Source organism: Micromonospora sp. SD19, from assembly GCF_054462275.1.
On the sequence record NZ_JBTLMN010000009.1, the window covers coordinates 129,763 to 150,088 of the forward strand.

22 protein-coding genes and 3 pseudogenes are annotated in these 20,326 nt (G+C 68.9%); 10 read left to right on the forward strand and 15 right to left on the reverse strand.

Annotated elements, in window-relative coordinates; translation table 11 throughout:
* Positions 1-151: 151 nt before the first annotated feature.
* Complete coding sequence (locus ACX27O_RS25640) at positions 152-763, reverse strand: hypothetical protein (RefSeq protein WP_285793651.1); 612 nt, start codon at positions 761-763, stop codon at positions 152-154.
* Between the two features lie 477 nt (positions 764-1,240).
* Here ACX27O_RS25640 and ACX27O_RS25645 point away from each other — a divergent pair, with 477 nt between their 5' ends.
* A complete protein-coding gene (locus ACX27O_RS25645) occupies positions 1,241-1,567 on the forward strand; it encodes a hypothetical protein (RefSeq protein ID WP_458940215.1) in 327 nt (108 codons plus the stop codon).
* Between the two features lie 89 nt (positions 1,568-1,656).
* Here ACX27O_RS25645 and ACX27O_RS25650 read toward each other — a convergent pair.
* Both ACX27O_RS25650 and ACX27O_RS25655 read right to left on the reverse strand, forming a co-directional pair.
* A pseudogene (locus ACX27O_RS25650) lies at positions 1,657-1,795 on the reverse strand (replication initiator); the annotation flags it as partial.
* A gap of 160 nt (positions 1,796-1,955) precedes the next feature.
* The gene (locus ACX27O_RS25655) at positions 1,956-2,411 is read right to left on the reverse strand and encodes a hypothetical protein (protein ID WP_458940216.1); all 456 of its coding nucleotides are present in this window, start codon (positions 2,409-2,411) and stop codon (positions 1,956-1,958) included.
* 592 nt (positions 2,412-3,003) lie between these two features.
* Between ACX27O_RS25655 and ACX27O_RS25660 the strand changes: the two genes are divergently transcribed.
* Together ACX27O_RS25660 and ACX27O_RS25665 are read left to right on the forward strand one after the other, a co-directional pair.
* Entirely contained in the window at positions 3,004-3,321 is a 318-nt protein-coding gene (locus ACX27O_RS25660; RefSeq protein ID WP_051708610.1) for a hypothetical protein, read from the forward strand.
* A gap of 83 nt (positions 3,322-3,404) precedes the next feature.
* Complete coding sequence (locus ACX27O_RS25665) at positions 3,405-4,013, forward strand: NUDIX hydrolase (protein ID WP_458940217.1); 609 nt, start codon at positions 3,405-3,407, stop codon at positions 4,011-4,013.
* 3 nt (positions 4,014-4,016) lie between these two features.
* Here ACX27O_RS25665 and ACX27O_RS25670 read toward each other — a convergent pair whose 3' ends face one another.
* Positions 4,017-5,426 (reverse strand): helix-turn-helix domain-containing protein, encoded by a 1,410-nt coding sequence (locus ACX27O_RS25670; protein ID WP_458940218.1) that lies wholly within the window; start codon positions 5,424-5,426, stop codon positions 4,017-4,019.
* Positions 5,427-5,573: 147 nt separating this feature from the next.
* On the opposite strand from ACX27O_RS25670, the gene ACX27O_RS25675 reads away from it, so the two are divergent.
* The 3 genes from ACX27O_RS25675 to ACX27O_RS25685 all read left to right on the forward strand — a co-directional run bounded on the left by ACX27O_RS25675 (position 5,574) and on the right by ACX27O_RS25685 (position 7,864).
* Positions 5,574-5,912 carry a hypothetical protein gene (locus ACX27O_RS25675; RefSeq protein ID WP_358133885.1) on the forward strand — a complete coding sequence of 113 codons (339 nt, stop codon included), beginning with the start codon at positions 5,574-5,576 and terminating at the stop codon, positions 5,910-5,912.
* Between the two features lie 3 nt (positions 5,913-5,915).
* Positions 5,916-6,188 carry a hypothetical protein gene (locus ACX27O_RS25680; protein ID WP_358133888.1) on the forward strand — a complete coding sequence of 91 codons (273 nt, stop codon included), beginning with the start codon at positions 5,916-5,918 and terminating at the stop codon, positions 6,186-6,188.
* Between the two features lie 599 nt (positions 6,189-6,787).
* Entirely contained in the window at positions 6,788-7,864 is a 1,077-nt protein-coding gene (locus tag ACX27O_RS25685; protein ID WP_357633213.1) for a cellulose binding domain-containing protein, read from the forward strand.
* A gap of 62 nt (positions 7,865-7,926) precedes the next feature.
* On the opposite strand, the pseudogene ACX27O_RS25690 reads toward ACX27O_RS25685, so the two are convergent.
* Positions 7,927-8,177, reverse strand: a pseudogene (locus tag ACX27O_RS25690) (helix-turn-helix domain-containing protein); the annotation flags it as partial.
* A gap of 216 nt (positions 8,178-8,393) precedes the next feature.
* Between ACX27O_RS25690 and ACX27O_RS25695 the strand changes: the two are divergent.
* Both ACX27O_RS25695 and ACX27O_RS25700 read left to right on the forward strand, forming a co-directional pair.
* Complete coding sequence (locus ACX27O_RS25695; RefSeq protein WP_358133891.1) at positions 8,394-9,374, forward strand: AraC-like ligand-binding domain-containing protein; 981 nt, start codon at positions 8,394-8,396, stop codon at positions 9,372-9,374.
* A gap of 270 nt (positions 9,375-9,644) precedes the next feature.
* Entirely contained in the window at positions 9,645-9,971 is a 327-nt protein-coding gene (locus ACX27O_RS25700) for a DUF6355 family natural product biosynthesis protein (protein WP_357633208.1), read from the forward strand.
* 445 nt (positions 9,972-10,416) lie between these two features.
* Here ACX27O_RS25700 and ACX27O_RS25705 read toward each other — a convergent pair whose 3' ends face one another.
* From ACX27O_RS25705 to ACX27O_RS25715, 3 genes are read right to left on the reverse strand one after another with little or no spacing between them, the layout of a single operon-like run.
* Entirely contained in the window at positions 10,417-11,400 is a 984-nt protein-coding gene (locus ACX27O_RS25705; RefSeq protein WP_458940219.1) for a sporulation-delaying protein SdpB family protein, read from the reverse strand.
* Positions 11,334-11,852: an SdpA family antimicrobial peptide system protein gene (locus ACX27O_RS25710; RefSeq protein WP_458940220.1), complete on the reverse strand. Its 519-nt coding sequence runs from the start codon at positions 11,850-11,852 to the stop codon at positions 11,334-11,336. The genes ACX27O_RS25705 and ACX27O_RS25710 overlap by 67 nt, the downstream gene beginning before the upstream one ends.
* A gap of 6 nt (positions 11,853-11,858) precedes the next feature.
* Entirely contained in the window at positions 11,859-12,497 is a 639-nt protein-coding gene (locus ACX27O_RS25715) for a hypothetical protein (RefSeq protein ID WP_130399913.1), read from the reverse strand.
* A gap of 231 nt (positions 12,498-12,728) precedes the next feature.
* Between ACX27O_RS25715 and ACX27O_RS25720 the strand changes: the two genes are divergently transcribed.
* Positions 12,729-15,542, forward strand: a complete 2,814-nt coding sequence (locus tag ACX27O_RS25720) for an AfsR/SARP family transcriptional regulator (protein WP_458940221.1) — start codon at positions 12,729-12,731, stop codon at positions 15,540-15,542.
* Between the two features lie 45 nt (positions 15,543-15,587).
* Here the strand turns inward: ACX27O_RS25720 and ACX27O_RS25725 are convergent.
* The 6 genes and pseudogenes from ACX27O_RS25725 to ACX27O_RS25750 form a co-directional block, all read right to left on the reverse strand.
* Positions 15,588-15,689, reverse strand: a pseudogene (locus ACX27O_RS25725) (excisionase family DNA-binding protein); the annotation flags it as partial.
* A 31-nt stretch (positions 15,690-15,720) separates the two neighbouring features.
* Entirely contained in the window at positions 15,721-15,978 is a 258-nt protein-coding gene (locus ACX27O_RS25730) for a hypothetical protein (RefSeq protein ID WP_210865699.1), read from the reverse strand.
* Between the two features lie 22 nt (positions 15,979-16,000).
* Positions 16,001-16,627: an EndoU domain-containing protein gene (locus ACX27O_RS25735; protein WP_081883897.1), complete on the reverse strand. Its 627-nt coding sequence runs from the start codon at positions 16,625-16,627 to the stop codon at positions 16,001-16,003.
* Positions 16,628-16,637: 10 nt separating this feature from the next.
* Positions 16,638-17,363, reverse strand: a complete 726-nt coding sequence (locus tag ACX27O_RS25740; protein WP_030333699.1) for a WXG100 family type VII secretion target — start codon at positions 17,361-17,363, stop codon at positions 16,638-16,640.
* Positions 17,364-17,382: 19 nt separating this feature from the next.
* Positions 17,383-17,697, reverse strand: a complete 315-nt coding sequence (locus ACX27O_RS25745) for a hypothetical protein (RefSeq protein ID WP_030333701.1) — start codon at positions 17,695-17,697, stop codon at positions 17,383-17,385.
* Positions 17,697-18,224: a YbaB/EbfC family nucleoid-associated protein gene (locus ACX27O_RS25750; protein WP_458940222.1), complete on the reverse strand. Its 528-nt coding sequence runs from the start codon at positions 18,222-18,224 to the stop codon at positions 17,697-17,699. The genes ACX27O_RS25745 and ACX27O_RS25750 overlap by 1 nt, the downstream gene beginning before the upstream one ends.
* Before the next feature lie 82 nt (positions 18,225-18,306).
* Between ACX27O_RS25750 and ACX27O_RS25755 the strand changes: the two genes are divergently transcribed.
* Complete coding sequence (locus ACX27O_RS25755) at positions 18,307-18,756, forward strand: hypothetical protein (protein WP_156057646.1); 450 nt, start codon at positions 18,307-18,309, stop codon at positions 18,754-18,756.
* A gap of 76 nt (positions 18,757-18,832) precedes the next feature.
* Here the strand turns inward: ACX27O_RS25755 and ACX27O_RS25760 are convergent, their stop codons facing one another.
* Positions 18,833-20,176, reverse strand: coding sequence for a helix-turn-helix domain-containing protein (locus tag ACX27O_RS25760; RefSeq protein WP_458940223.1), 1,344 nt, complete (start codon positions 20,174-20,176; stop codon positions 18,833-18,835).
* Between the last annotated feature and the right edge of the window lie 150 nt (positions 20,177-20,326).

Consider the following 20,326-nt stretch of genomic DNA (forward strand, 5'->3'; position numbering starts at 1 on the left):
GTCTCCCATGGTCTTCAGTGTGCCCGGGAGGCAGCACCGCACGACGGGCAGGCCTCGACCGTATGACCGGATCTGCCGCTGGCCGGGCGTCGCGGCGCCCGGTCGTGCCGATGAGCGGATTATGCCAGGAAACGGTGGCAACGTCTCCGGCCTACAGGTGAGCTATCCACGGGTGGCCCGGGTGAGCGACACCCAACGCCGAGCGGAGCCACGCCCGAGGGGCCGGTTCAAGGAGGGGCAGGCAGGCTTCGAAATCCGCTTGGTCCTTCGGTCTGAGGCCCGGGGCCTTGTGGAGTAATTGAACCTCCGGCCGAAGGTAGGAGATGTCTTCTCGGGTCCAGAGGATCTCGTCGGCCGGGAGGTTGATTCGGGCATCGCGCTTGTACGTCCACCTCGTCGAGGTGATGTCCATGAGGATGACGTCGTATTCCCACGGGTCCGCGCCGCTGGTCCGCAGCCATAGATTGCCGCACGTCGCAGGGAGCAGGTCGTCTTGGCCGAAGAGTGGGCGGAGGGCGCCATCGTCTGCCGCCCACACGTCGAGCCGCCCGGAAAGGTGCTGGCGCAACGCTGCGACGTCGGAACGCGGGATGCTGGGATCTAGGTCGTCGTGCTGACGCGGAGAGTTCGTGAACGCCTCGATGGCCCAGCCGCCGGCGACCCACCAACGGCCGCAGTAACCCTCGAACAGCTTGGCAGCGTCCCGTGGGGTGCGGACCTCCCACGGCCCGTACAGCCGAACGATCTCGTCGTGGTCGAACACTCGGTGCAGAGTAAACGAGAAAGGTGCTGCCGACGAGCGCACTCTCATGCCGCTGACAAGGCGCGGCGTTCGTGGACGTGCTTCCCCGTCGACCGATGCGGCTGTGGGAGCCAGCGCTGGCGCCAAGCAGGGGTACTGGGGCCGGCACTTCAAGGTCGGTCGGTGGCCCGGCGCGGGCCCGGTTTGGGGGAGCGAGTTGGGAGCAGCGGGGTGCCTTGAACGGCCGTGAACTGCGCCCAACGGCTTCGAATGGCGCTCAACTGCACCGACCCCTGCCTGCGGCTCTACGTTGCCGCAGCTCAGAGGGGGCGCAGCGTCCTGTTTCACACCGAAGAGGTCGCTGGTTCGATACCAGCATCGCCCACTCTCAGTTCTGGCAGTTCAGAGGCCGCTTCCCGGGTTCGGGAGGTGGCCTTTTTGCTGCCTGTACAGCAACCGGTGTGTGGCGCTGCCGGGAGGGCGGTGAACGTGACGGACGTGTTGAGGGTCCAGGACCTCCGCCGGGTGTGCGGTGTGCTGCTGGACATGGTGGAGGAGCGGTTCGGCGCGGAGATCGATCTGTCCCGTGTCGATGTCGACCTCTACTGGAACGTCGACCTGAGGACCGCGTTCGACCTGGGAGACGTTCCGGAGTCGGGGCTCGACGTCGGGCAGATCAGTGACGACGTGGCAGAGCTACATGCACTGCTGCGCCGTCCGGCAGGCGACGTGCCGGTGCTCTGGCACGACCTGCAACACCTTGCCGGAGTCCTGCGGCTGCTGGCCTACCTCGACCTGCCAGGCGCCAACGCTAGTGAGAGCTGAAGGAGCACCAGCGTCACCGCTGCCCGGCCTGACCGGCTGGTGTGTCAGCGACCGAGAGGATCGCCGAGTCTCTTGAGTGCGTCGCGGGTCGCGGCGAGGTGACGTTCGATGGCTTGTCTGGTGCGTCGCCACAGCTTCGCCGGAGAAGTAGTTTCAGATGGCCTGGTGCTCGTGGTCGTAGCAGTCCAGGCACAACGGCTGCCCGAGCCGCGGATCGTCGTCATTGTGGCTCCACATGTCCGCCAGGTGATGTGCGACATATGGTCCAAGGCCTAGCGGCAGGTCGGCAGAGCGTGAGCGCCGGATCTACCGATTTGAGTGTGTGTCACCGTCGGCCGACCTCATGGCGGAGGGATGGCCAGACGCGCTGGCGCCCAGGGTCGTGCCATCAATCCAGGCAGCGGACGTGGACGGCGATGTGCTGTGGCTGAGCGCCGGTGTCTCGGTGTAGGACTTCGAGCTCGACACGGTGCCGGTCCATTGAGTCAGGCTCGTTCGCTTCGCCGGCCAGGCAGGTTGGATACGTGCCGTCGTGGTGCAGTGTCCCGCGCACGTCCTGCCAGCTTTCGGCGATAACCGAGTAGATCGTGTCGCCATCGAGAGGACTCTGCAGCGCTCCGTCTTCCTCAAACGCGATGGACCTTGTCTCGTCGTTCGACCAGGTGACCGTCCCAACGAGCAGCTCCGGCTTGGCAGTGTGCGGATCGTCGGCAAGCCTGGCCGCCCCGAAGCCGCCGATCAGCCCTACGGCGACCAGCGCTAGAGAAAACGCAACCTTGGTGAGGCGGCGATTTGGTGGGGCATGGGTCGCACCTTGCACCGTGTCGGGGGATGGCACTGGCATGGGTGCAAGGTACGCGATCGGCGCTTTCAGGGCTGGCCCAGAAGTCCTCTCCTGCCGCCATCCGCGCTGACGTCGCCGATCAGTTGGCGGACGACTGTCGCACGTCAGCCGACGGAGGACACTGCCGGCTGTCGGCGGTGTGGGAGGACTTTCTGTACGTCTATCAAGGCGGCCCTGAACGGGCCGCACGCGCCGCCGCCTGGGCGCGCATCCGTCGCTCCGCTGGCGCTCCGACTCCGGCTACGCAACACGCCCGGCGGCTGGCGCGGAAGCGGGAAGCCCAGGGGCCGCCGCAGAACGACAGGCCGTTGATCGGTGTAGTGGTGGGCCGGCAGCCGGCCGGGCCGCGCGGCCACGAGTCCGCGCGGCGTAGGGGAGCGCACGCCGGCCGCGTCGGCGAGCTGGCGGCGGTCGCGGGGTAGCGGTTACTGGGCCTCCGGCGGGGGCGCTCGGACTCCGAGATGGTTGCAACCCGTCGGCGCGTTGCGGTCCGCGGGCGGTTGCGCAGGCCATCCCGTCTGCCATCGACCCGGGCAAGCCGAGCAGACCACTCATCCTCATTACGGCCTGGTGGACTCGCTCTGTGGGGCCGGTGGCGCTGCTCGTGCTGTCCATACTGGTGACAGGCTTCTTCCTGTTCCAAGCGCCTGTTTGGTGCTGCGCCGTCAACCGGGACGGGACCCTCTGCCGGAACAACTCGGCTGGCCTCCTGCTCGGATGCAGCAAGCGGCAGCACAAGTGGCAGAAGCTCAGGATGACCATCGTCCCGAACGCCTGGCGTCAAATGAACCGCGGGCTTTGGGCGTCACCCAGGGAAGGACTGACAACCCTGGGCGCGATCGTGGGGATGCTTTCGGCGGTCGCGGCCACAGCGATCAGCGTTGCTGGACAGTTTGCTGGCAAGGCGTGACCAGCTACCTCGCGAAAGGGTGCAGGACGGGGCATCGCTCGACACGATGCGTCGGCGGCGTACGGCTCTTTGCCTAACCGGGCATGCGGTGCGTGGTGAGGTTCGGCGCGGATACTGGCGGGGTGAAGGAGCAGGAGCAGACGACGGAGTTGACCCGGTGGACCATCCACGGCGAGCGGGTCGTGGACGACACCCGGCGGGCGCAATTGAGCATCGCCGAGGTGGAGCTGCCCGACGGGGTTCGGTTCGAGCAGTACGTGATCAGGGCTCCCCGGTCGGCCATGGTCGCCGTGCTCGACGGCCAGGAGCGCCTGTTGTTGATGCGGCGGCACCGGTTCGTGTTCGACCGGTGGGTATGGGAGCTGCCCGGCGGCTATGTCGACGACGACGAGCAGCCGGCGCAGTGCGCGGTGCGGGAGGTCGAGGAGGAGACCGGCTGGCGGCCTCAAGGGGTGGAGCTGTTGCTGTCCTTCCAACCGTGGGTCGCCACTGCCGACGCCGAGAACCTCCTGTTCCTGGCTCGTAAGGCTGAGCACATCGGCGCACCTTTGGACGTGAACGAGGCGGAACAGGTCGCGTGGATTCCGCTCGACGAGGCGTACGGGCTGGTGTCCCGGGGTGAGATCCTCGGTGCCGGCACGGTGATCGCGGTGCTGGAGCTGGTTGCGCGTAAAGCCCGGGGAGAGCTGTGACGGTCAGCGCCGCCGACCGAGCGTGGCGTCGATGCGGCCGGTGAAGTGCCGGACGGCGGGGAGCCGCCGGTGCGGAGCGAGTTGAGTTTGCAGGTCCCGGAGGTAGCGGACGGCTCTGGCGGACCGTAGCTGGGTGGTCAGGGTCAGGGCTTCCGCGCCGACGGCGCTGGCCCGGTCAGGTTCGCCCTGTTGGGCGTGCACGCTGGCGAGCAGGGCGAGGTTGAAGGCTCGGCCGCGTACATATCGGTTGTCCATGTGCAGGGACCGGACAGCGAAGCGTTCGGCGTGGGTGTTGCGGCCGAGGGCGTGGAAGCAGTGGCCAAACTTGGCCGACAGGTACGCCTCGTCGAAGTAGCTGAGCCACTGCGGTTCGGTGCTGCGGTCGGCTCGGTCGAGGGCTTGTTCTGCCTGGTGCAGGGCGGCGGCGCAGGCCCGTTCGTCGTTGGCTTTGGCCAGGGCGTGGGCTTCCATGACGTGGGCTTCGGCGATCAGGACCGGAACCCCGGCGCGGCGGGCGGTCTGGCCGGCGGCGCGGGCGAGGTCAAGGCCGGTGGTGGTGTGGCCGAGGTAGGTGGCCTGGTGGCTCATCGCGGCGAGGATCTCCGCGCCGAGGCCGTCGTCTCCGGCGGCGTGGGCGAAGTCCAGGGCGAGGGTGAGGTACCGCTGGGCGATGCCGTGCTCGGCGGTGTCGTACGCCTGCCATCCGGCGAGTTGAGCCAGTTCGGCGGCGGCGCTGAGCAGCCGCTGACCGGTGCCATGGTCGTAGCGGCCGTCGGTGAGCAGCGGGGTCACCTCCTGATGGAGGCAACGGACGACGGTGTCGCGAGCATGGCCGCCGCCGTACTGGTTGTCCAACTGACGGTAGGTCGCGGTCATCGCGCGGATGGTGTCAATCTCGGGTTGACCGACGGTGTTGCGGCCCGATTGGGTGACCGGGGCCGGGTCGGGGGCGGTGAACCAGCGCAGCGCCGGCAGGGTGTAGCCGGCGGAACTGAAGGCCACCTGCCGGAGTACTTCTCGACGGTTCACGTCACCTCGCCAAAGCTCTGCGGCACTTCGTACGTCCTCCTGCCAGGTCCGGTGAACCGGCTCGCTGGGGGTGCGCCGGTCGGGTCCGGTGGGTGGTGTGGTCTGTCGGGGTGCCAGGCCCATCGCGGTGCGCGCCTGGTCGGGCATCCGGCAGCCGTCGGCGATCCGCTCCAGGACGTCTATCGAGGTGACCTTGCGTCCGGCCATGATCCGGCTGACGTAGCCCTGTTCCAGCCCGACGGCGGCCCCGATCCGGCCTTGACTCGCCCCGGTGAGACTGGTGATCCAGCGGAACAGTCCGCCGATGTCGCGGGCGGCCAGGGCGGTCAGTACCTCGCCGTGCGACCACGCATCCTCCGGTATTCGCAGCGGATCGAGCCTCACGGCAGCTCCCAGCGTCGCGTTCCGACTACTCAAGGTGTTCAGATCGACAGCCTAGGGCGACCATTCGCACTGGTCGAGCCGTCCCATGTCACCGTGACATGACCGCTGGCCATGGAACGGCCTACCGCTGGCCGGGATGGTCGGCGCATGTCCTTCAATGTCGACAGCCCGCCCGAAGAGCCGCCTGCAGAATGCCAGCACCGTCTGCTGTGGCGGTTGGCCCGCGCTCTCTGGGAGGCTCACCGGCCCGACAGCGCCGGCTTCTGCGTTGCCACCGGCTGCTGGCACACGAACCAACGCGACCCCTGCCAGCTGGCCCAACTCGCCCAGGAAGGGATGCGCACCGCGTGCGGCGAAGCCACCCCCGCGTCGCCACCCTGGATCGCCGTTACCCGCGAGCGCCTGGCGGCCGGGGACATCGACCCCGTGGACGCCGTCGCCGAGGCCCTCTGGCACCACCGCCACGCCCGCAGGGCAGGGCGGTGACCGATGGGAGCCATCTACACCTCGACAGCCTTTCGGGAGTACGCGAAGGCGCAGGTGGCCCATGCGGACATCCTGCTGACCAAGCACGCCGAGTCGGCCCTGAGTTTGTGCCGCTGCGGCCGACTCCACCCCTGCGACGAACACCGCCACTGGCTGGAGATACGCACTCACTTCAGACAGTTCCTCGTCGACGAGCAGTACAGCAGCGAAGTACAGCAACCCTGCCCACCGAACCCGACCCGAAGCGACCCCAGCACGCCGTACGACCTCGGATGACACCGATCGGACCGGCTCGCCGAGAGTTCACACCGAAGAGGTCGCTGGTTCGATACCAGCATCGCCCACTCTCAGTTTGTGTAGGTCAGAAGCGGTATGTGTGGCTTACATTGGGAGCGGATTGGGAGCAGCGCGGCTGGTTCTCGGTTCGGGCCGCCGCGGACCTGCCCGGCTGAGTGACCTGATATGCGGTCCTGAGCGGGGCTGCTGGCTGGCGCCCATATCACGAGAGGGTGCCCCCGCGCTGTGGCTCACGGGCTGACTGATGGCCATCGGTCTGGTGATCCGCCCACTCGCCGCTCCACATTGCGAGGTCGCGTACCCAACGCTCGGTGTTCTGCCGGGACTTGCCCGCCCACTTCGTTGCGTTCTTTGACGCGAAGTCGCCCAGGACCTGGCGTTCAGTCGCGGACCAGGCGGGAAGCTGCGCTATCCACTCTTCTGCCTGCTCGGCGCTGTGGTCGCTACCGATCAGCCATGGGCGGGCTGTCCGTTGTCCTGCCGGCGGCGGGACTGCCGTGCGTGCCTTGACAGGAAGGCGGAGCAGCAGGACAGTCGACATAGTCATAGATGCTCAGCTATCTACGGCGAGGTGTGCCATGCGGAAGTCGCTGACTGCTGTGGCCGCCATCGCTGTTGCCATGGTCGCGATGATGGCCGCGATCTCACACGCCAGTGCGGCGAACGCGGCGGCCGGGTGTCGGGTGAACTACGTCGTCACCAGCCAGTGGACCGGTGGCTTCCACGCCGACATCGCGGTCACCAACTTGGGTGACCTAGTTAACGGGTGGACGCTGCGGTTCGCGTTCCCTGCAGTCGACCAGCGGCTCACGCAAACCTGGAGCGCTACCTGGGCCCAGGCGGGCCAGCAGGTCAGCGCGACCAATCTGGGCTGGAACGCGACCCTGGGCACCAATGGCTCCGCGAACATCGGTTTCGTTGGCGCCTGGTCGGGCAGCAACCCCATACCGGCGTCGTTCACGCTTAACGGCGTCACGTGCACCGGCAGCGTCCTGCCCAGCGTGACGCCGACCCGGACGACCACACCGCCGGTCGCTGACTACCCGGCGATCGTCACCTGGCTCAGCCCGACCGCCGGCGCGGTGTACACCACGCCGGGAACCGTCCCGCTGGCGGCGACCGCGACCGTGGGAGGCGGACACAGCATCACCTCGGTGTCGTTCCGGGTGGACGGCGTCACGGTGGCCCGGGGAGTGAGGACGACCGGCGACCGGTACGAGGCGCTGTGGACACCACCGATCGGGGAGCCCGGCACCAGCACCACCTTCGTGCTGTACGTCTCGGCCGGCACCGACCAGTCGCTGTCGGGCGCTGCGCCGCCGTTGCTGGTCACGGTGGTGACGCCGCCGTCCACCGGCACCAACCACCCGCCGGCGGTGGCGTTGAGCACCCCCGGCGGGCAGACCTACTTCCTCGAGCCGACGACCGTCACGCTGGCCGCCGACGTCGCCGACACCGATCCCGGGGACCTCGTCAGCCGGGTGGAGCTTTACCTCGGCGAAACCCGGCTGGCCGTGACGCCGACCAACAGCGGACAGCGCTACCAGTTCCAGACGGCCCTGTCGGCCGGCACGTCGTCCACCTTCACCGTGCGGGTCCACGATTCCCACGGCGGCCTCGGCATCTCGAACCCGCTGACCTTCACCATCCGTTAGCGCCTCGGCCCTCTGTTAAGGGCTGACCAAGGTCCTTCCACTGGCCGTCGATACGTTTGCGAGTCGGCGTGCGTGGCGAGCAAGTCGAGGGCTTCTCGGACGTACCGCCAGACCGTGGTGACGCTGACCGCGAAGCCGCAGGCCAGACGAGCGATGGTGTCACCGTTACCCAGATGGGCCAGGGTGAGCAGGGCCTGCCGGCATCAAGACGTCGCCACAGGCCACGGCGGCGGGTGCGTTCGGCGCGGATGGGGTCGGCCATGTGGTTCAGAGTGCGGCTGGACAGCGCGACCGCAGACGGGTGAGACAGCACAGCGAGGCTCCCGGTTGGGGCAGCGGATCTTGGCCGACTGTTGTCTTACCGGGAGCCTCGTCCTATGTCGACACACACTGCCTGCCACCCATCGCGACCAGGCCCATCACGATGAAAAGCCCTAATGCCTGACCCGCACCACAACATCGCAACACCGCTACATCGACGCCAAGCTATCGTTATCTGACCCCTGCAGCGACAGCGCGAAGGTGAGTCATGGACGTAGTCAGCACCACCGAGGTCCCGGTTGAAGACGGGTTCGCCTTCTGGCGCGAGGTAAACTCGAAGCTCTGGGTGCCCTACGATTTACGCTGTGAATCGCAGTGGGAGCCCGGATTTCGGGCTCAGGTCGGAATCAGCGAGTTCGGTCCCGTGCAGGCGACATTAATGACCACGATGCCGCACTCGGTCCACCGCACTCCCAAGCTCATTCGGCAGGCCGATCCCGAGGTGTTCAAGCTGGGTTGCCTTGTGCGCGGTGGCGGCATGATCACGCAAGATGGCCATCGCACAGATTTCGGCGTGGGGGACCTGATACTGTATGACACCTCCCGGCCCTACCTGGCCGAATTCACCCCCGATGTGCCAGTTAGTCAGCTGCTGCTCCTGCGCTTCCCGCGCTCGTTACTGCCATTGCCCCGTCGGGAGTTGCGGCGCCTGAGCGCAGTTCGCATTCCTGGCGCCCAAGGCATCGGCGCGTTATCTTCACAATTCCTGCTGCACCTTGCCCGGCACATGGGCGAACTCAGTCCGTTGGACGCCGCCCGGCTGTCCACCCTCACCATTGACGTGTTGACAGCGGCACTGGCCAACGCGCTGGACGTCCAAAGCGCGGTGCCCTCCCACACCCGACGGCGAGCGTTGATGGCTCAGATCCACGCCTTCGTCCGAGAGAATCTGGGCGATCCGCGCCTGACACCGGACGCGATTGCCGCAGCGCATCACATCTCGTTGCGATACCTGCACAAGCTGTTCCACGAGGAAGGGCACACGGTTGCCGGCTGGGTCCGCGAGCGTCGCCTGGAGCAGTGCCGAGGCGACCTCGCCAACCCCCAACTAGGCGCGCGCCCGATCCACGCGATCGCCGCCCAGTGGGGGTTCACCAGCCCGGCGCACTTCAGCCAGGCGTTCCGCAGCGCCTACGGTCTTTCGCCACGCCAGTTCCGCGAGCAGTGCGCGAGAGTACGCGCAGACTAAAGACTTGTGCGCTTACCAGTAACGACAGACCCGGCTGTGGCCTGCACTCTTATCTGAGGAAGTCCGCTCAGTCAGGGTTGAATCTGATTCCGGCTTACGGAAGAAGGTTCACTTGAGCGTGTTACATCGATCCGTGTTTTCGCGATGGAAGGAGCGCGAGGAAGTACATCGATCACTTCATGCAGCCAGCAGCATCATCTAGGCCGCAGCGGCGGCTGACAGGAGACCATTGTGAAAATGTGGTACAGAACGGCGTTTCGGATCTCGGCAGTGACCGCGATCCTCGGCGCACTCACCCTGTCCGGGACCGTGGCACAGGCAAGTCCGGGCGCCAACTCCCGCCTGTCCCAACCCGAAACCAGCGCGGTTTCGGAGCAGGCCAAGCCCGGCAGCGAGGACGTCGCCGCGCAGGTTTGCGGCTACTACGAAGACGCGGTGACGGCCTGGTACAACCACTGCGGGAACACCCACGTGATCATCTATGTCGACGCGACGTGGCCCCGCAACGACTGGAGCTGGTGCATCGGCCCGGGAACGTGGGACATCGGCGGCGCCAACGCCGTATCCAACGCCTGGTACTCGGGTCAAACTTGTTGAACCGCCAGCCAAGCGCTGCGCGATTCTCCACCTGCACTCGGTGGTTGCGGATCAGGTCAGCGAGGCAAATGAGGGTGCGGTCGGACAGGGGAATCGCGGCAGGGTAGGACAACAGCGAGGCTTCCGGTTGGGGCATCGGATCTTGGTCGACTGCTGTCTTACCGGGAGCCTCGCCCTACGTCGATCCCTGCCCCACCCCTGGGAGGGGTACTTCGAGAGCTGCAGCAGCTGAGCGACGCACAGAAACAGCATGAGTTTGCAATGACCGCCGCCAGAAACCACGGTGAAAGACCCAACGAGGCGGCCGCTCTCAACGGCCGACCACAGACAGCCACCCGAGGTCGCGGACGTGGACGGACCCCGCCGGACGGAGCGCAGAGAACTTGCAAGATGAGGAGTACAGCAGTGAAGTATCCGCGTCGAAGTGCTCGGGCCCACAGGCCGCCTACCGACTGGCTCGACGGGCACCGCCCACCCGCGCCACCACAATCGCCGGCAGCCTGACCTGGTGTCCCACGGGCAACAGATAGAGCAGCAGCGCCCCACTCATCGCGAGACCGAAGGTGACCAGCTCCAGGACGACCGCGATACCGACGTGGAACACCAGCCCGGCGACCAGGAGCAGGCGGCGCAGCTCGGCGGGCATCAGCCGGGCGAGGGCCAGGGCGAACTCCAGCACGAGCACCGACCAGGTGAACAGCGTCACCCCCACTGCGGAACCGGTGACCCCCTCGATGAGCGGACGCAGGAAGTCGGGTGGCTCGTACCCGGGTGTGCGTAGCCAGTAGAACATCGCCGTACCGTCGGCCCACTCGGTGACGCCGAGCTTCGCGATGCAGGCGTGCAGATACACGACGGCGACCTGGAGCCAGACGAGGACCAGAGCGGCGTACGCGACCACCCGGCCGGCGCCGATCGCGGTGCCCGCCGGGGGCGGTTGCCAGTGCCACCGCCGGGGGTCGGTGAGGGCAATCGGAAGCAGCAACAGGCTGAGGGTCGCGGTGATGTGGTCACCGCCGTCCAACGCGGACAGGTTCGCGATCACGCTCCACGAGATGTACCAGTGCGGCAGCGCCGTCCAGCGGGGCCGCCAGCCGCTGGCCACCACTACCAGCACGGCGATCGCCGCCCACGCGGCGTGCTGCCCCTGCTGGGCGGGCAGCACGCACCAGATGCCGGCGGCGGCCGGCCCGGTGCAGTCCTCGGCGCTGTCCATCGACAGCAGGACTGCCGGCGGGTTGACCAGCAGGGTGGCGCAGGTGCCGGTGGCCAGCAGCGTACGGGCCAGCCCGAATCCGCTCGACCAGGGCGCGACGGCCAGGGCGGGACGGCAGCGCCGGCCGAGCCGGGCCAGCCACCGGTCTAGCAGTTCACCGCGAGGCGGGCCAGCCGGGACGGAAGCACGGTCGGCAGGTCGTTCCAGGCCCATGGCAGTACCTCCTGAAGGACGATCCCGATGTCGCCGCAGAGCGTGCGTACGGTGGCGGTGTTGGTCACCGCCGTGGCCCGGGCGGCGGCCAGGCAGGTGGAGGGTTCCCCGTCACACCGGGTCCACGAGGTTCCGTCGAGTCGGCGGGTGAGCAGCGAGATCTCGGCGCTGCGGGCACGGTCCCGCTTGTCCAGGCCGGCCGGGCCGCGGCTGCTGCTCGAGGCGGGCCGCCACCCGCCGTCCCGGTCCGTCGTGTAGGCCACCGGGCTGGGCCGGCGGGGGTCGCGGGTGAAGAACGCCCAGCCTTCCGGCACGAGTGCGCGGGCCACCGTCCGGCCGGGCGGGGCCGGCATCGCAGCTACCGGCAGCACCGCCCTGGTGAGGTAGCCCACGAGGAGCATGGCGACGACCGCCATCCCGGCGATCCACCGGCCCAACCGGGTGTCGTCCACAGTCGACTACCCGGCTCGCAGGTCGCGGGCGATGGTCGCGATGAACTGGTCCTGCACCAGTTTGGCCCGTGGCGCTGGGTTGCCGGCCATGTCCCAGGACCAGTCGGCGAAGCCACCGGCGAAGACGGCCCGGATGGTGCCGACCTCCAGCGGGGTGCGGTTGTTGTTGTCCATGTCGATGTAGGAGTCTGCCCGGACGACCTCGTACGCGTTCTCCAACAGGGCGTCGTTGACCAGGAGCACGGCGGAGTCCACGGTCTCCTTGCCGAATGTCCGGTTGAACACCTCGCGGGCCAGTGCGACGAGGGTGACGAGCCCGTCGCGCACCACGACCGGGTTGCCGCTCTGTACCCGTTGCCCGATCATCACGTCGGACCAGGTGCCCCGGCGGGTCAGCTCGGCGTTGAGCGCGCTCTGGGCGTACCGCAGCGCTGATGTCCACCGGGTCGGCGGGCGCTGCAGGTAGACCAGTCGGAAGGCAGCCGGCCCGTCGTTGAACAGGATCGCGTCGGAGAGTTCCGTGGCCCGGTGTCGCGGCGGTGGGCCCGGCCAGCCGGGGTCGGCCTGGCCGCGCGCCCCGAAGCCGAGGGAGACCGTTGCCAGGGCCAGCACGAGCAGGCCGAACCAGATCTTGCGATGCATCATGACTTCCTCCCGCACAGCAGTGACTCTTCCGGAGCACCCTGCGCCCGGCCGTCCCCGATCGATCCCCGGCTCGTCCCCGGCGGCGCCGAAACACCACGGAACAGAGCCATCGACAGTTAGCTGTGCAATAGCTCGTAGCGGTGGGAAAATCCGCGATGGCGGGGCTCATTCGGCGGTCCCACGCGGTTCACGGAGAACAGCTCGTGCGGCGCGGACGAGGGCGGGAGGTACGTGAGGTTCGAGGCGCTGGGCCCGCTCCGAGTACGACTCGACGCTGGCCAGATCTCCCTGGGCGCAGCACGGGAGCAACGGATCCTGGCCGCCCTGTTGCTCGACGCGAACCACGTGGTGCCGCTGTCGCGGCTGGTCGACGTGATCTGGGACGAGCATCCGCCCACCAGCTCGGTCAAGGTGGTCCGCAACTGCGTGTCGACCTTGCGGAGGCAGTTGGCGCGGGCTGGCGAGATCGTCACCGACTCCGGCGGTTACCTGCTTCGCGTCCCGGACGACGAGATCGACCTGCGGGTCTTCGTCGAGCGCGCACGGCAGGGCCGCCGGCTCGCTGCGGCCGGTGACCTGACCGGCGCGATCGTCCACCTGCGGGAGGCGCTGGCGCTGTGGCGCGGATCCGCCTTCACCGGAGTGACCGGCCGGCTGGTCGAGGCGGCGGCGGCCCAGCTCAACGACCAACGCCGCAGCCTCCAGGAAGAACGCCTGTCGCTTGAACTCACGCTGGGCGGCGGAGCCGAACTCGTGGACGAGATCGCCGACCTGGTCGCCGCGGAACCACTGCGCGAACGGGCCCACGGGCAGCTCATGCTCGCCCTGTACCGGGCAGGCCGCCGGACCGAGGCGCTCCGGACGTATCACCAGGTACGCCGACTGCTGGTGGGTGAACTAGGGATCGAGCCGGGACCGGAACTGACCGAGCTGCACCGGGCAATCCTCAACGCCGACCCGCGACTGGCACCGGTCACGGCGCCCGCGGCAATCTCCCGGCCGGAGCCCAGCCAGCCGGGGGCATCGACCACGACCAAGCCGGTTCCGGCGCAGCTACCCGCGTCGCCGTACGCCTTCACCGGACGCACCGCCGAGCTTGACGAGTTGTCCGGGCTGCTGGACGCGGGGGCTCGGACCCGCACGGCCATGGTGGCGGTCCTCTCCGGCATCGCGGGGGTGGGGAAGACGGCCCTGGCGGTCCACTTCGCCCGCCTCGTGGCCGACCGGTTTCCGGACGGCCACCTTCACGTCGATCTGCGCGGCTTCCATCCAACCGGTCCGCCGCTTGACCCCGGTGAGGCGGTTCGTGGCTTCCTGGACGCGTTCGAGGTGCCGGCACAGCAGCTGCCCGAAGGGCTCGCCGCCCAGTCGGCGTTGCTGCGCACGCTGCTGGCCGGTCGTCGGGTCCTGCTGGTGCTGGACAACGCCCGCGACAGCGAGCACGTCCGCCCGCTGCTGCCGGGTGGACCCGGCTGCCTCACCCTGGTCACCAGCCGCAGCAGGCTGACCGGCCTGGTGATGACCGAGGGGGCCCATCCGATCACCGTCGACCCGCTGCCGCTCGGCGACGCGCACAGTATGTTGATCCGCCGCCTCGGAGCGACCCGGCTCACCGCCGAGCCGGCAGCCGTCGCGACGATCGCGGCCCGGTCGGCGGGGCTGCCCCTGGCACTGGCCATCGTTGCGTCCCGGCTGGTCGACCACCCCCGCTTCTCGCTGCGGGCCATCGCCGAGGAACTGGACCTGGCCCACGGAGGTCTGGAGGGGTTCACCGACGCCGAAACCGATGTCCGCTCGGTCTTCTCCTGGTCGTACCGCGCCCTGAGTGGTCCGGCCGCGCGCCTGTTCCGACTGCTCGGCATCCATCCCGGCCCGGATCTGGGTGTGGTGGCCGCGGCCAGCCTCGCCGGTGTTCCACCCGCGCGGGTACGCCCGCTGTTGGCTGAGCTGGCGCACGCGCACATGGTCACCGAGCACACGCCCGGCAGGTACACGATGCACGACCTGCTCCGCGCGTACGCCATGGAGCGGACGGACATCGAGGAGGACGGCGCCGAGCGGCTCGCGGTGACCAACCGGATGTTCGACCACTACCTGGCCGGCGCCCACCTCGCCGACCTGCGACTGCATCCGCATCGGGATCCGATCGGGCTACCACCGGCGGTGGCGGGCGTGACTGTGGCGGCCATCGGCGACCGCGAGGTCGCCCGGACCTGGTTCAGCCAGGAGTACCCGGTGCTGCTCGATCTTCTGCGGCGGGCCGGCGGCGACGGCTACGACGTCCACGCGTGGCAGCTCGGCTGGGCCCTGACCACGTTCCTGGACCGGTGTGGCCGCTGGCATGACCAGGCAATCGTTCAACAGCTCGCGCTGGAGGCGGCCCGCCGCGTCGGGGACCGGGACGGGCAGGCCCGCGCACACCGCAACATCTCCATCGCGCATCTGCGTCGGGGTCTGCACGGCGAGGCGCGCGACCACCTGTGGCACGCGGTGCGGCTCTACCGCGGGCTCGGCGACCAGGTCGGGCAGGCCCGCACCCTGCTCAACCTGGGTACGGTCGCCGAGCATCGCGGTCAGCCCCGGCTCGCCCTGCGCTACGCCGAACTGGCGCAGCGGCTGTTCCGAGCGGTTGGGCACCGAGCCGGGCAGGCGAACGCCCTGAACAACGCGGGTTGGTACCACAGTCAGCTCGGTGACCACGAGCTTGCGCTACGCCACTGCCAGCGGGCGCTGTTGCTGCAACAGGAGGCCGGTGACCGCTACTGGCAGGCTCACACCTGGGACAGCCTCGGGTGCGTGCACCACCATCTGGGCCAGTATTCCGAGGCCACCGAGTGCTACCGACAGGCCCTGTCGCTCTGGCGCGAGGCGGGCGAACGCTACTACGAGTCAACCACGCTTACGCACCTCGGCGACACCCATCTCGCTGTGGGCGAACGGTCGGCGGCGCGTGGGGTGTGGCGGGAAGCGCTGAACATCGTCGTGGAGTTGGGCCAGGACGCCGACCGCATTCTGGAGAAGATCCGTACGGTGACGACTGGGTGAGGCTGGCCAGGACGCGTCGTCTGTGGCGGTCGTCTGGCCGCTGGCTCCCGTTCCCACCCGCGTCCTGACCTTGGAGATGCCGAAGCCGAGCAGGACGGCGGCCTCGGCGGGGGAGTGCCAGCGGGGGCGGAGGTCGACACGGTGCAGGGTTCGAGGGGCCCGATCTACGCTTCGGCCGTCAGTCCGAGGTCCGGATCTGCTCCAGGCGCGTCAGAGGCTCCTGGAGGTACTCCATGAGCTCCCGCAGCGCGTCCTTCTCCGCCATGGTGATCACAACGCCCTCCTCCCACACGGCGCCGACGAGCGTCGTGATCGCCAGGTCCCAGGCCCCGGCGCCGGCGGCGTCCCGGACGATCGGCAGGTACTTCGGGCTGATCTTGGGTGCGAGCTGGTCGATGATCCGGAGGGTGCGCCGGATGTAATCGTTGACTTCCATGGGTCTCCCGTGGGTGCGGTGGTTAGGGCAGCGGGTTGGTGGTGACGCCCTCGCCGCTGACGGGGTGGCCGCCGGAGATGCTGCCGTCCTTGTCCAGGGTAACTTTGCAGGTGATGCCGTCGCGAGTGCCGATGACGACCCAGCCGTCGCCGCCGGGACGCGCCTGAGGGCGGCTGTCGGGGTTGGCGGCGATGCTCTTGAACCAGCCCTCGACCTGCTCCCTGGTGGTGCCGGGCGGGAAGCGCGTCTTGCCGGGCTCGGTGGAGGAGGGCTTGTGGTCGCCATTGCCCTTGCCGTCGCCGTCCCAGATCTTGTCCATCGCCCCGTCGCCCATCTGACCGAAGCGGTCCATGTCGTACAGGGCGTCGGCGAACTCGGGGTCGTCCCAGGGGTTGGTCCTCTTGGGTACCTCGGGCTCGGATGTGTCGGCGTCCTTCGGGCGGCCCTCCCCGGCGCGCTTGAGGCCGTGCTGCTGGGCCGCTCCCACGCGCTTGGGCATCATTGCCGGGTTGAACTTTTTAGGCTTGGCGCCATCGTCGCCACCGCCGTGCGGTGGGGTGGGGCCCGGGGGCCGCTTGTGGATACCCGCCACAGCGAACAGGACCACCACGACGGCGGTGGTCCGCAGAGCCGCCATGAGTTGTCGCATCGAGGGCCGCCTAGACGTCGAGGAGTGCGCGAAGGGCGGAGAGGCTGCTGATCAGGCCCATCAGCCAGCCGAAGATGCGGCCGGTCCAGCGGACGACGGCGACCGCGAGCTGGGAGGCGACCAGCGGTGTGGCGAAGCCGACAGAGAAGACCACCTCGGCCAGCCACACCACGACCTTGGCGATGCAGTCGGCGATGAAGGCGCGCACCACCTCCCGCACCGTCTGCACCAGGACTCCCGCGCCACGGGTCGCGGCACCCATGCCGGCGGCCGTGCCCGCGAAGATCCCGGCGACGTCGATGTTGATGGTCAGGATGTCGCGGTAGGCGTCGGCGGCCGTGCCCTGCCATCCGTCGAGGTCGCCGACCAGCCGCGCCTTGAGGTCCTCGGCGATGGAGAACAACTCACTGGCCATGTTGTCCCAGGTCAAGGCGTGCGTCTCGATGGTCTCGGGGTCGCCGGCCAGCCAGTCGAGTGCCTGCTTCAGTGGCTCGACCTGCTCGATGGCCCACTCGATGCCCATCGACAGGAGCGTGCTGAACGGGTCGATGACGATGGACGCCCCGTCGAGAGCGGCGCCCAAGCCCGCCACTGAGCCGTCGATCCAGCTGCCGGAGTCGATGGCGGCCTTGATGCCCATGTAGTCGTCGGCGAGCGGCAGGCCGGTCCAGCCGTCGCGGTGCGCGGCGCTTGTCGAAGCGATGTCGGAGGTCGTGGCGACCAGTGGGTTGCTCATGAGAGGGCGCCGGGCCGGCTCAGGTCGCGGAGTGGAAGGAGTTGAAGCCGTCGGTGTTCGACTCCTCGGCCCGCTCGTAGGCGTCGGCGTTTCTCTTGATTCCCGCGGCGAGCAGCGCGATGTTCTCGGCGAGCATCCCCACGCCCTTGTCCTGGTCCCGGTGGCGTCCCTCCAGGATGGGCGGTAAGAACTGGCAGAGCTGCCCGTACGCCTCGTCGGCCTGGAAGATGGTGGCGCTCGCTGACTTGACGGCGGCGAAGCGGTCGTGAATGGCCAACATGGCCGTGGCGTGCGCGCGCAGGGCCTCGACGTCGACCTCGAACCCCCCGTGCATTAGTAACGCCCCTCCTCGTCCTCGGTGTCGGCGGTCCGGAATCCGGCCAGCAGGGCCCGGCCGGTCGCCGAGTCGGCGCCGACCGTCTCCCGCACGACTTCGGCGGCGGCCTCGGCGAGCTTGACCCGCGCGTTGCGATAGGCGCCCATGATCGCCTGCTGCGTCTGCTCCAGGCTCACGCGCTGCACCCGCGCGGAGAGCCGGACGTCGGCCATCGCCCCCGTGGAGTCGACGGTGACCTCGACGATCCCGTGGGCGTCGCTGGCCGTGACCCGCAGCGCGCGCAAGCCGGCACTGGCGGCCTGCGTGTCGGCGGCCCGGCGCACGGCATTGGCCTGCCATGCCTCCAGGCGTTCCCTCGCATCCTCGGCGTCCAACAGCGGATTAGCCATCGCGCCTCCGTTTCCGTTGCCGAGCAGGGGCATTCGAGGCGTCAGTGTAACCACGGCCCGCCACACCAGGTTGCCCAGCGAATGCGGCGTGATCTGGTTCGGCGTTGTGCGGGATTGATTGATTGGCGCCACCATCAGCGGCGATCAACTTTTCTGTTCCGTAGAAGTGGACGGCGGGACGGCTCTCAACCAACCCCGTCCCGGAGGAGTGGAAGTCATGATGCTGCGCAAGGTGTTCGGAGCGCTGGTGGCGTTGCTGACCTTCGGCACGGTGCTGGTCGTCACGGCGGCCCCGTCGCAGGCGGCGGTGGCCTGCTCGGGCACTGTCACCTACAGCTACGCGTACCCGCCGAGCAAGCCCGTTGCCGAGCTGGTCATCTACTACAACAGCACCAACGGCGGCACGAACAGCGCCTGCATGTACCACCGCGGCGCGGCGTACGGCTCCTCGGCGCGGACCTCCGTGCAGATCGCCCGGTGCGCGGAGACCTCCGGAAGCGGCTCGTGCACCGCCACCGCGGTCTCCACCAAGGACAACGCCGACTACCTGTACTACGCCGGGCCGCGCGGAGTGACCGGCACGGCGAACAACTGCGTCGACGCGTACGGCGAGATGGACTGGGCCGGCACCACCTACTGGATCCACTCCGGTCGCCAGGGCTGTTGAGTTCGGTGACGCCTGACCGGTGGCCCGGTGGGATCCGTCCCGCCGGGCCACCGGTGGCCGTCCGCGTACGCCCCCGTCAGGGGTAGAGGCAGGCGGTACGACGGGCCGCGAGCCGCTGGTCGGCGGCGAGGGGCAGGGCCTCGGCGGTGCTGGAGCCGTCGGGTCGGGCCGCCCGCACGTCGAGTACGTCGGTCGGCGCGCCACCGCCGAGACAGGCGACAGCGGCCACCGGGATCTCGGCAGTGGGTCCGGGTTGCACGGACGGGCGGTCGAGCTTCCAGACGAGGTCGAACGGCGGGGCGGCCATCCCGGTCAATCCGATCTGGTGCCAGCGGCGCTCGGCCGGCAGCGCGGGGTCGTCCGCGTAGTAGGCGGCAAAGCCGACGATCTCCACGTGCGTGCCGGTCGCGCTCAGCCGCCACCCACCCGGGCCGGTCAGATCGGGGGCGATCGCGAGGGCGATCGCGGTCGGCCCGGGTCGGTCGCCCGTGCAGCGGGACGGTTCCAGGCCCGTGGGCGGGTTGCCGTGCACCACCCCGGAGGCGATCAGCCCACCGTCGGCGAGGCTGAACCAGCGGATGTCGGGGGTTTGGGAGGTGGAGTCGGTGATCCGCTCACCCAGGCAGTAGCCGGTGAGCCCGACCACGCAGCCGGGCGGAATGGTGTAGAGGATGCCCTGGTCGCGGCGGGGCTCGCTCCGGACGTGCACACCACCGCCGTACGTGACGGCGGTGAAGGCGGCGTCCGTGGTGGTCGCCGGGCAGGCTGTGGTGGTCGTCGTGCCGGCGGCTGCCGTCGCCCCGCTGGCCGGCCACTTCAGCTGGGTCATCGGCACCACGGCGGCGGTACCGGCGAGGCCGGCGACCGCCACCGCCGCCAGCGCCAGTCGCCGTCGGAGTTTCCGGTGCCGCGGGGGGCTCGCGGGCCGATCGTGGGCCGGTCCGGCGGTTGGCTCATCCGTGGCCGGGACGAGTGGCTCTCCGGCAGTCACAGTGGATGGTGACTCTGCGAGGGGTGTGGCGAGCGGTTCGGCCGGCGTCGGGTCGGGTGTTTCTGCCCTTGCCGGGTCGGCTGGTGCGCTGGCCAAACTGGCGGGCCGCAGTTCCTCGTCCAGTTCGAGCCAACGCTGCCTCCACTGGGCGGTGTCCCCGCCGCAGGCCCCGACGTACGCGAGCAGCACGTCGAGGCTGGGTTGCCGGATTCCGCTGGCAGCGGCGGAGAGGGTCGAGGCGCTGTAGCCGGCCACCTCGGCCAATCGCCGGTAGGTGGGGTTGCCCGCTTCGACACGTAACTTCCGTAGGTCATGGGCGAAGGACGACAACGGTCCAGCCGTCGGATCTACGGGCCGCTCGTGCCGAGCCATGCCGCTCCCTTGTCCCGGTAGCGCCCTGGAGCGGGGGTGCCGCAGCACAGGGCTCATGTTTCCTGGTAAGTCATCCAAAGTAGAGAAATTATATTGATTTCCTGGAACGGCAGACGACGGCTACCAGTGTGCGGGGGTGGCGGGGGACCGGCGGTGCGCGCTCCACCGTTGAACGTCGCCGGGTGCGGCCCGACAGGCAGGTCCCGC

What these genes read in the sequence shown, in the direction of transcription:
- ACX27O_RS25655 (WP_458940216.1), bottom strand. Translation starts at nt 2,411, where the DNA reads ATGCCAGTGCCATCCCCCGACACGGTGCAAGGTGCGACCCATGCCCCA.
- ACX27O_RS25665 (WP_458940217.1), top strand. Translation starts at nt 3,405, where the DNA reads ATGCGGTGCGTGGTGAGGTTCGGCGCGGATACTGGCGGGGTGAAGGAG.
- ACX27O_RS25675 (WP_358133885.1), top strand. Translation starts at nt 5,574, where the DNA reads ATGTCCTTCAATGTCGACAGCCCGCCCGAAGAGCCGCCTGCAGAATGC.
- ACX27O_RS25680 (WP_358133888.1), top strand. Translation starts at nt 5,916, where the DNA reads ATGGGAGCCATCTACACCTCGACAGCCTTTCGGGAGTACGCGAAGGCG.
- ACX27O_RS25685 (WP_357633213.1), top strand. Translation starts at nt 6,788, where the DNA reads ATGCGGAAGTCGCTGACTGCTGTGGCCGCCATCGCTGTTGCCATGGTC.
- ACX27O_RS25695 (WP_358133891.1), top strand. Translation starts at nt 8,394, where the DNA reads ATGGACGTAGTCAGCACCACCGAGGTCCCGGTTGAAGACGGGTTCGCC.
- ACX27O_RS25705 (WP_458940219.1), bottom strand. Translation starts at nt 11,400, where the DNA reads ATGGGCCTGGAACGACCTGCCGACCGTGCTTCCGTCCCGGCTGGCCCG.
- ACX27O_RS25715 (WP_130399913.1), bottom strand. Translation starts at nt 12,497, where the DNA reads ATGATGCATCGCAAGATCTGGTTCGGCCTGCTCGTGCTGGCCCTGGCA.
- ACX27O_RS25730 (WP_210865699.1), bottom strand. Translation starts at nt 15,978, where the DNA reads ATGGAAGTCAACGATTACATCCGGCGCACCCTCCGGATCATCGACCAG.
- ACX27O_RS25735 (WP_081883897.1), bottom strand. Translation starts at nt 16,627, where the DNA reads ATGCGACAACTCATGGCGGCTCTGCGGACCACCGCCGTCGTGGTGGTC.
- ACX27O_RS25740 (WP_030333699.1), bottom strand. Translation starts at nt 17,363, where the DNA reads ATGAGCAACCCACTGGTCGCCACGACCTCCGACATCGCTTCGACAAGC.
- ACX27O_RS25745 (WP_030333701.1), bottom strand. Translation starts at nt 17,697, where the DNA reads ATGCACGGGGGGTTCGAGGTCGACGTCGAGGCCCTGCGCGCGCACGCC.
- ACX27O_RS25750 (WP_458940222.1), bottom strand. Translation starts at nt 18,224, where the DNA reads ATGGTGGCGCCAATCAATCAATCCCGCACAACGCCGAACCAGATCACG.
- ACX27O_RS25755 (WP_156057646.1), top strand. Translation starts at nt 18,307, where the DNA reads ATGATGCTGCGCAAGGTGTTCGGAGCGCTGGTGGCGTTGCTGACCTTC.
- ACX27O_RS25760 (WP_458940223.1), bottom strand. Translation starts at nt 20,176, where the DNA reads ATGAGCCCTGTGCTGCGGCACCCCCGCTCCAGGGCGCTACCGGGACAA.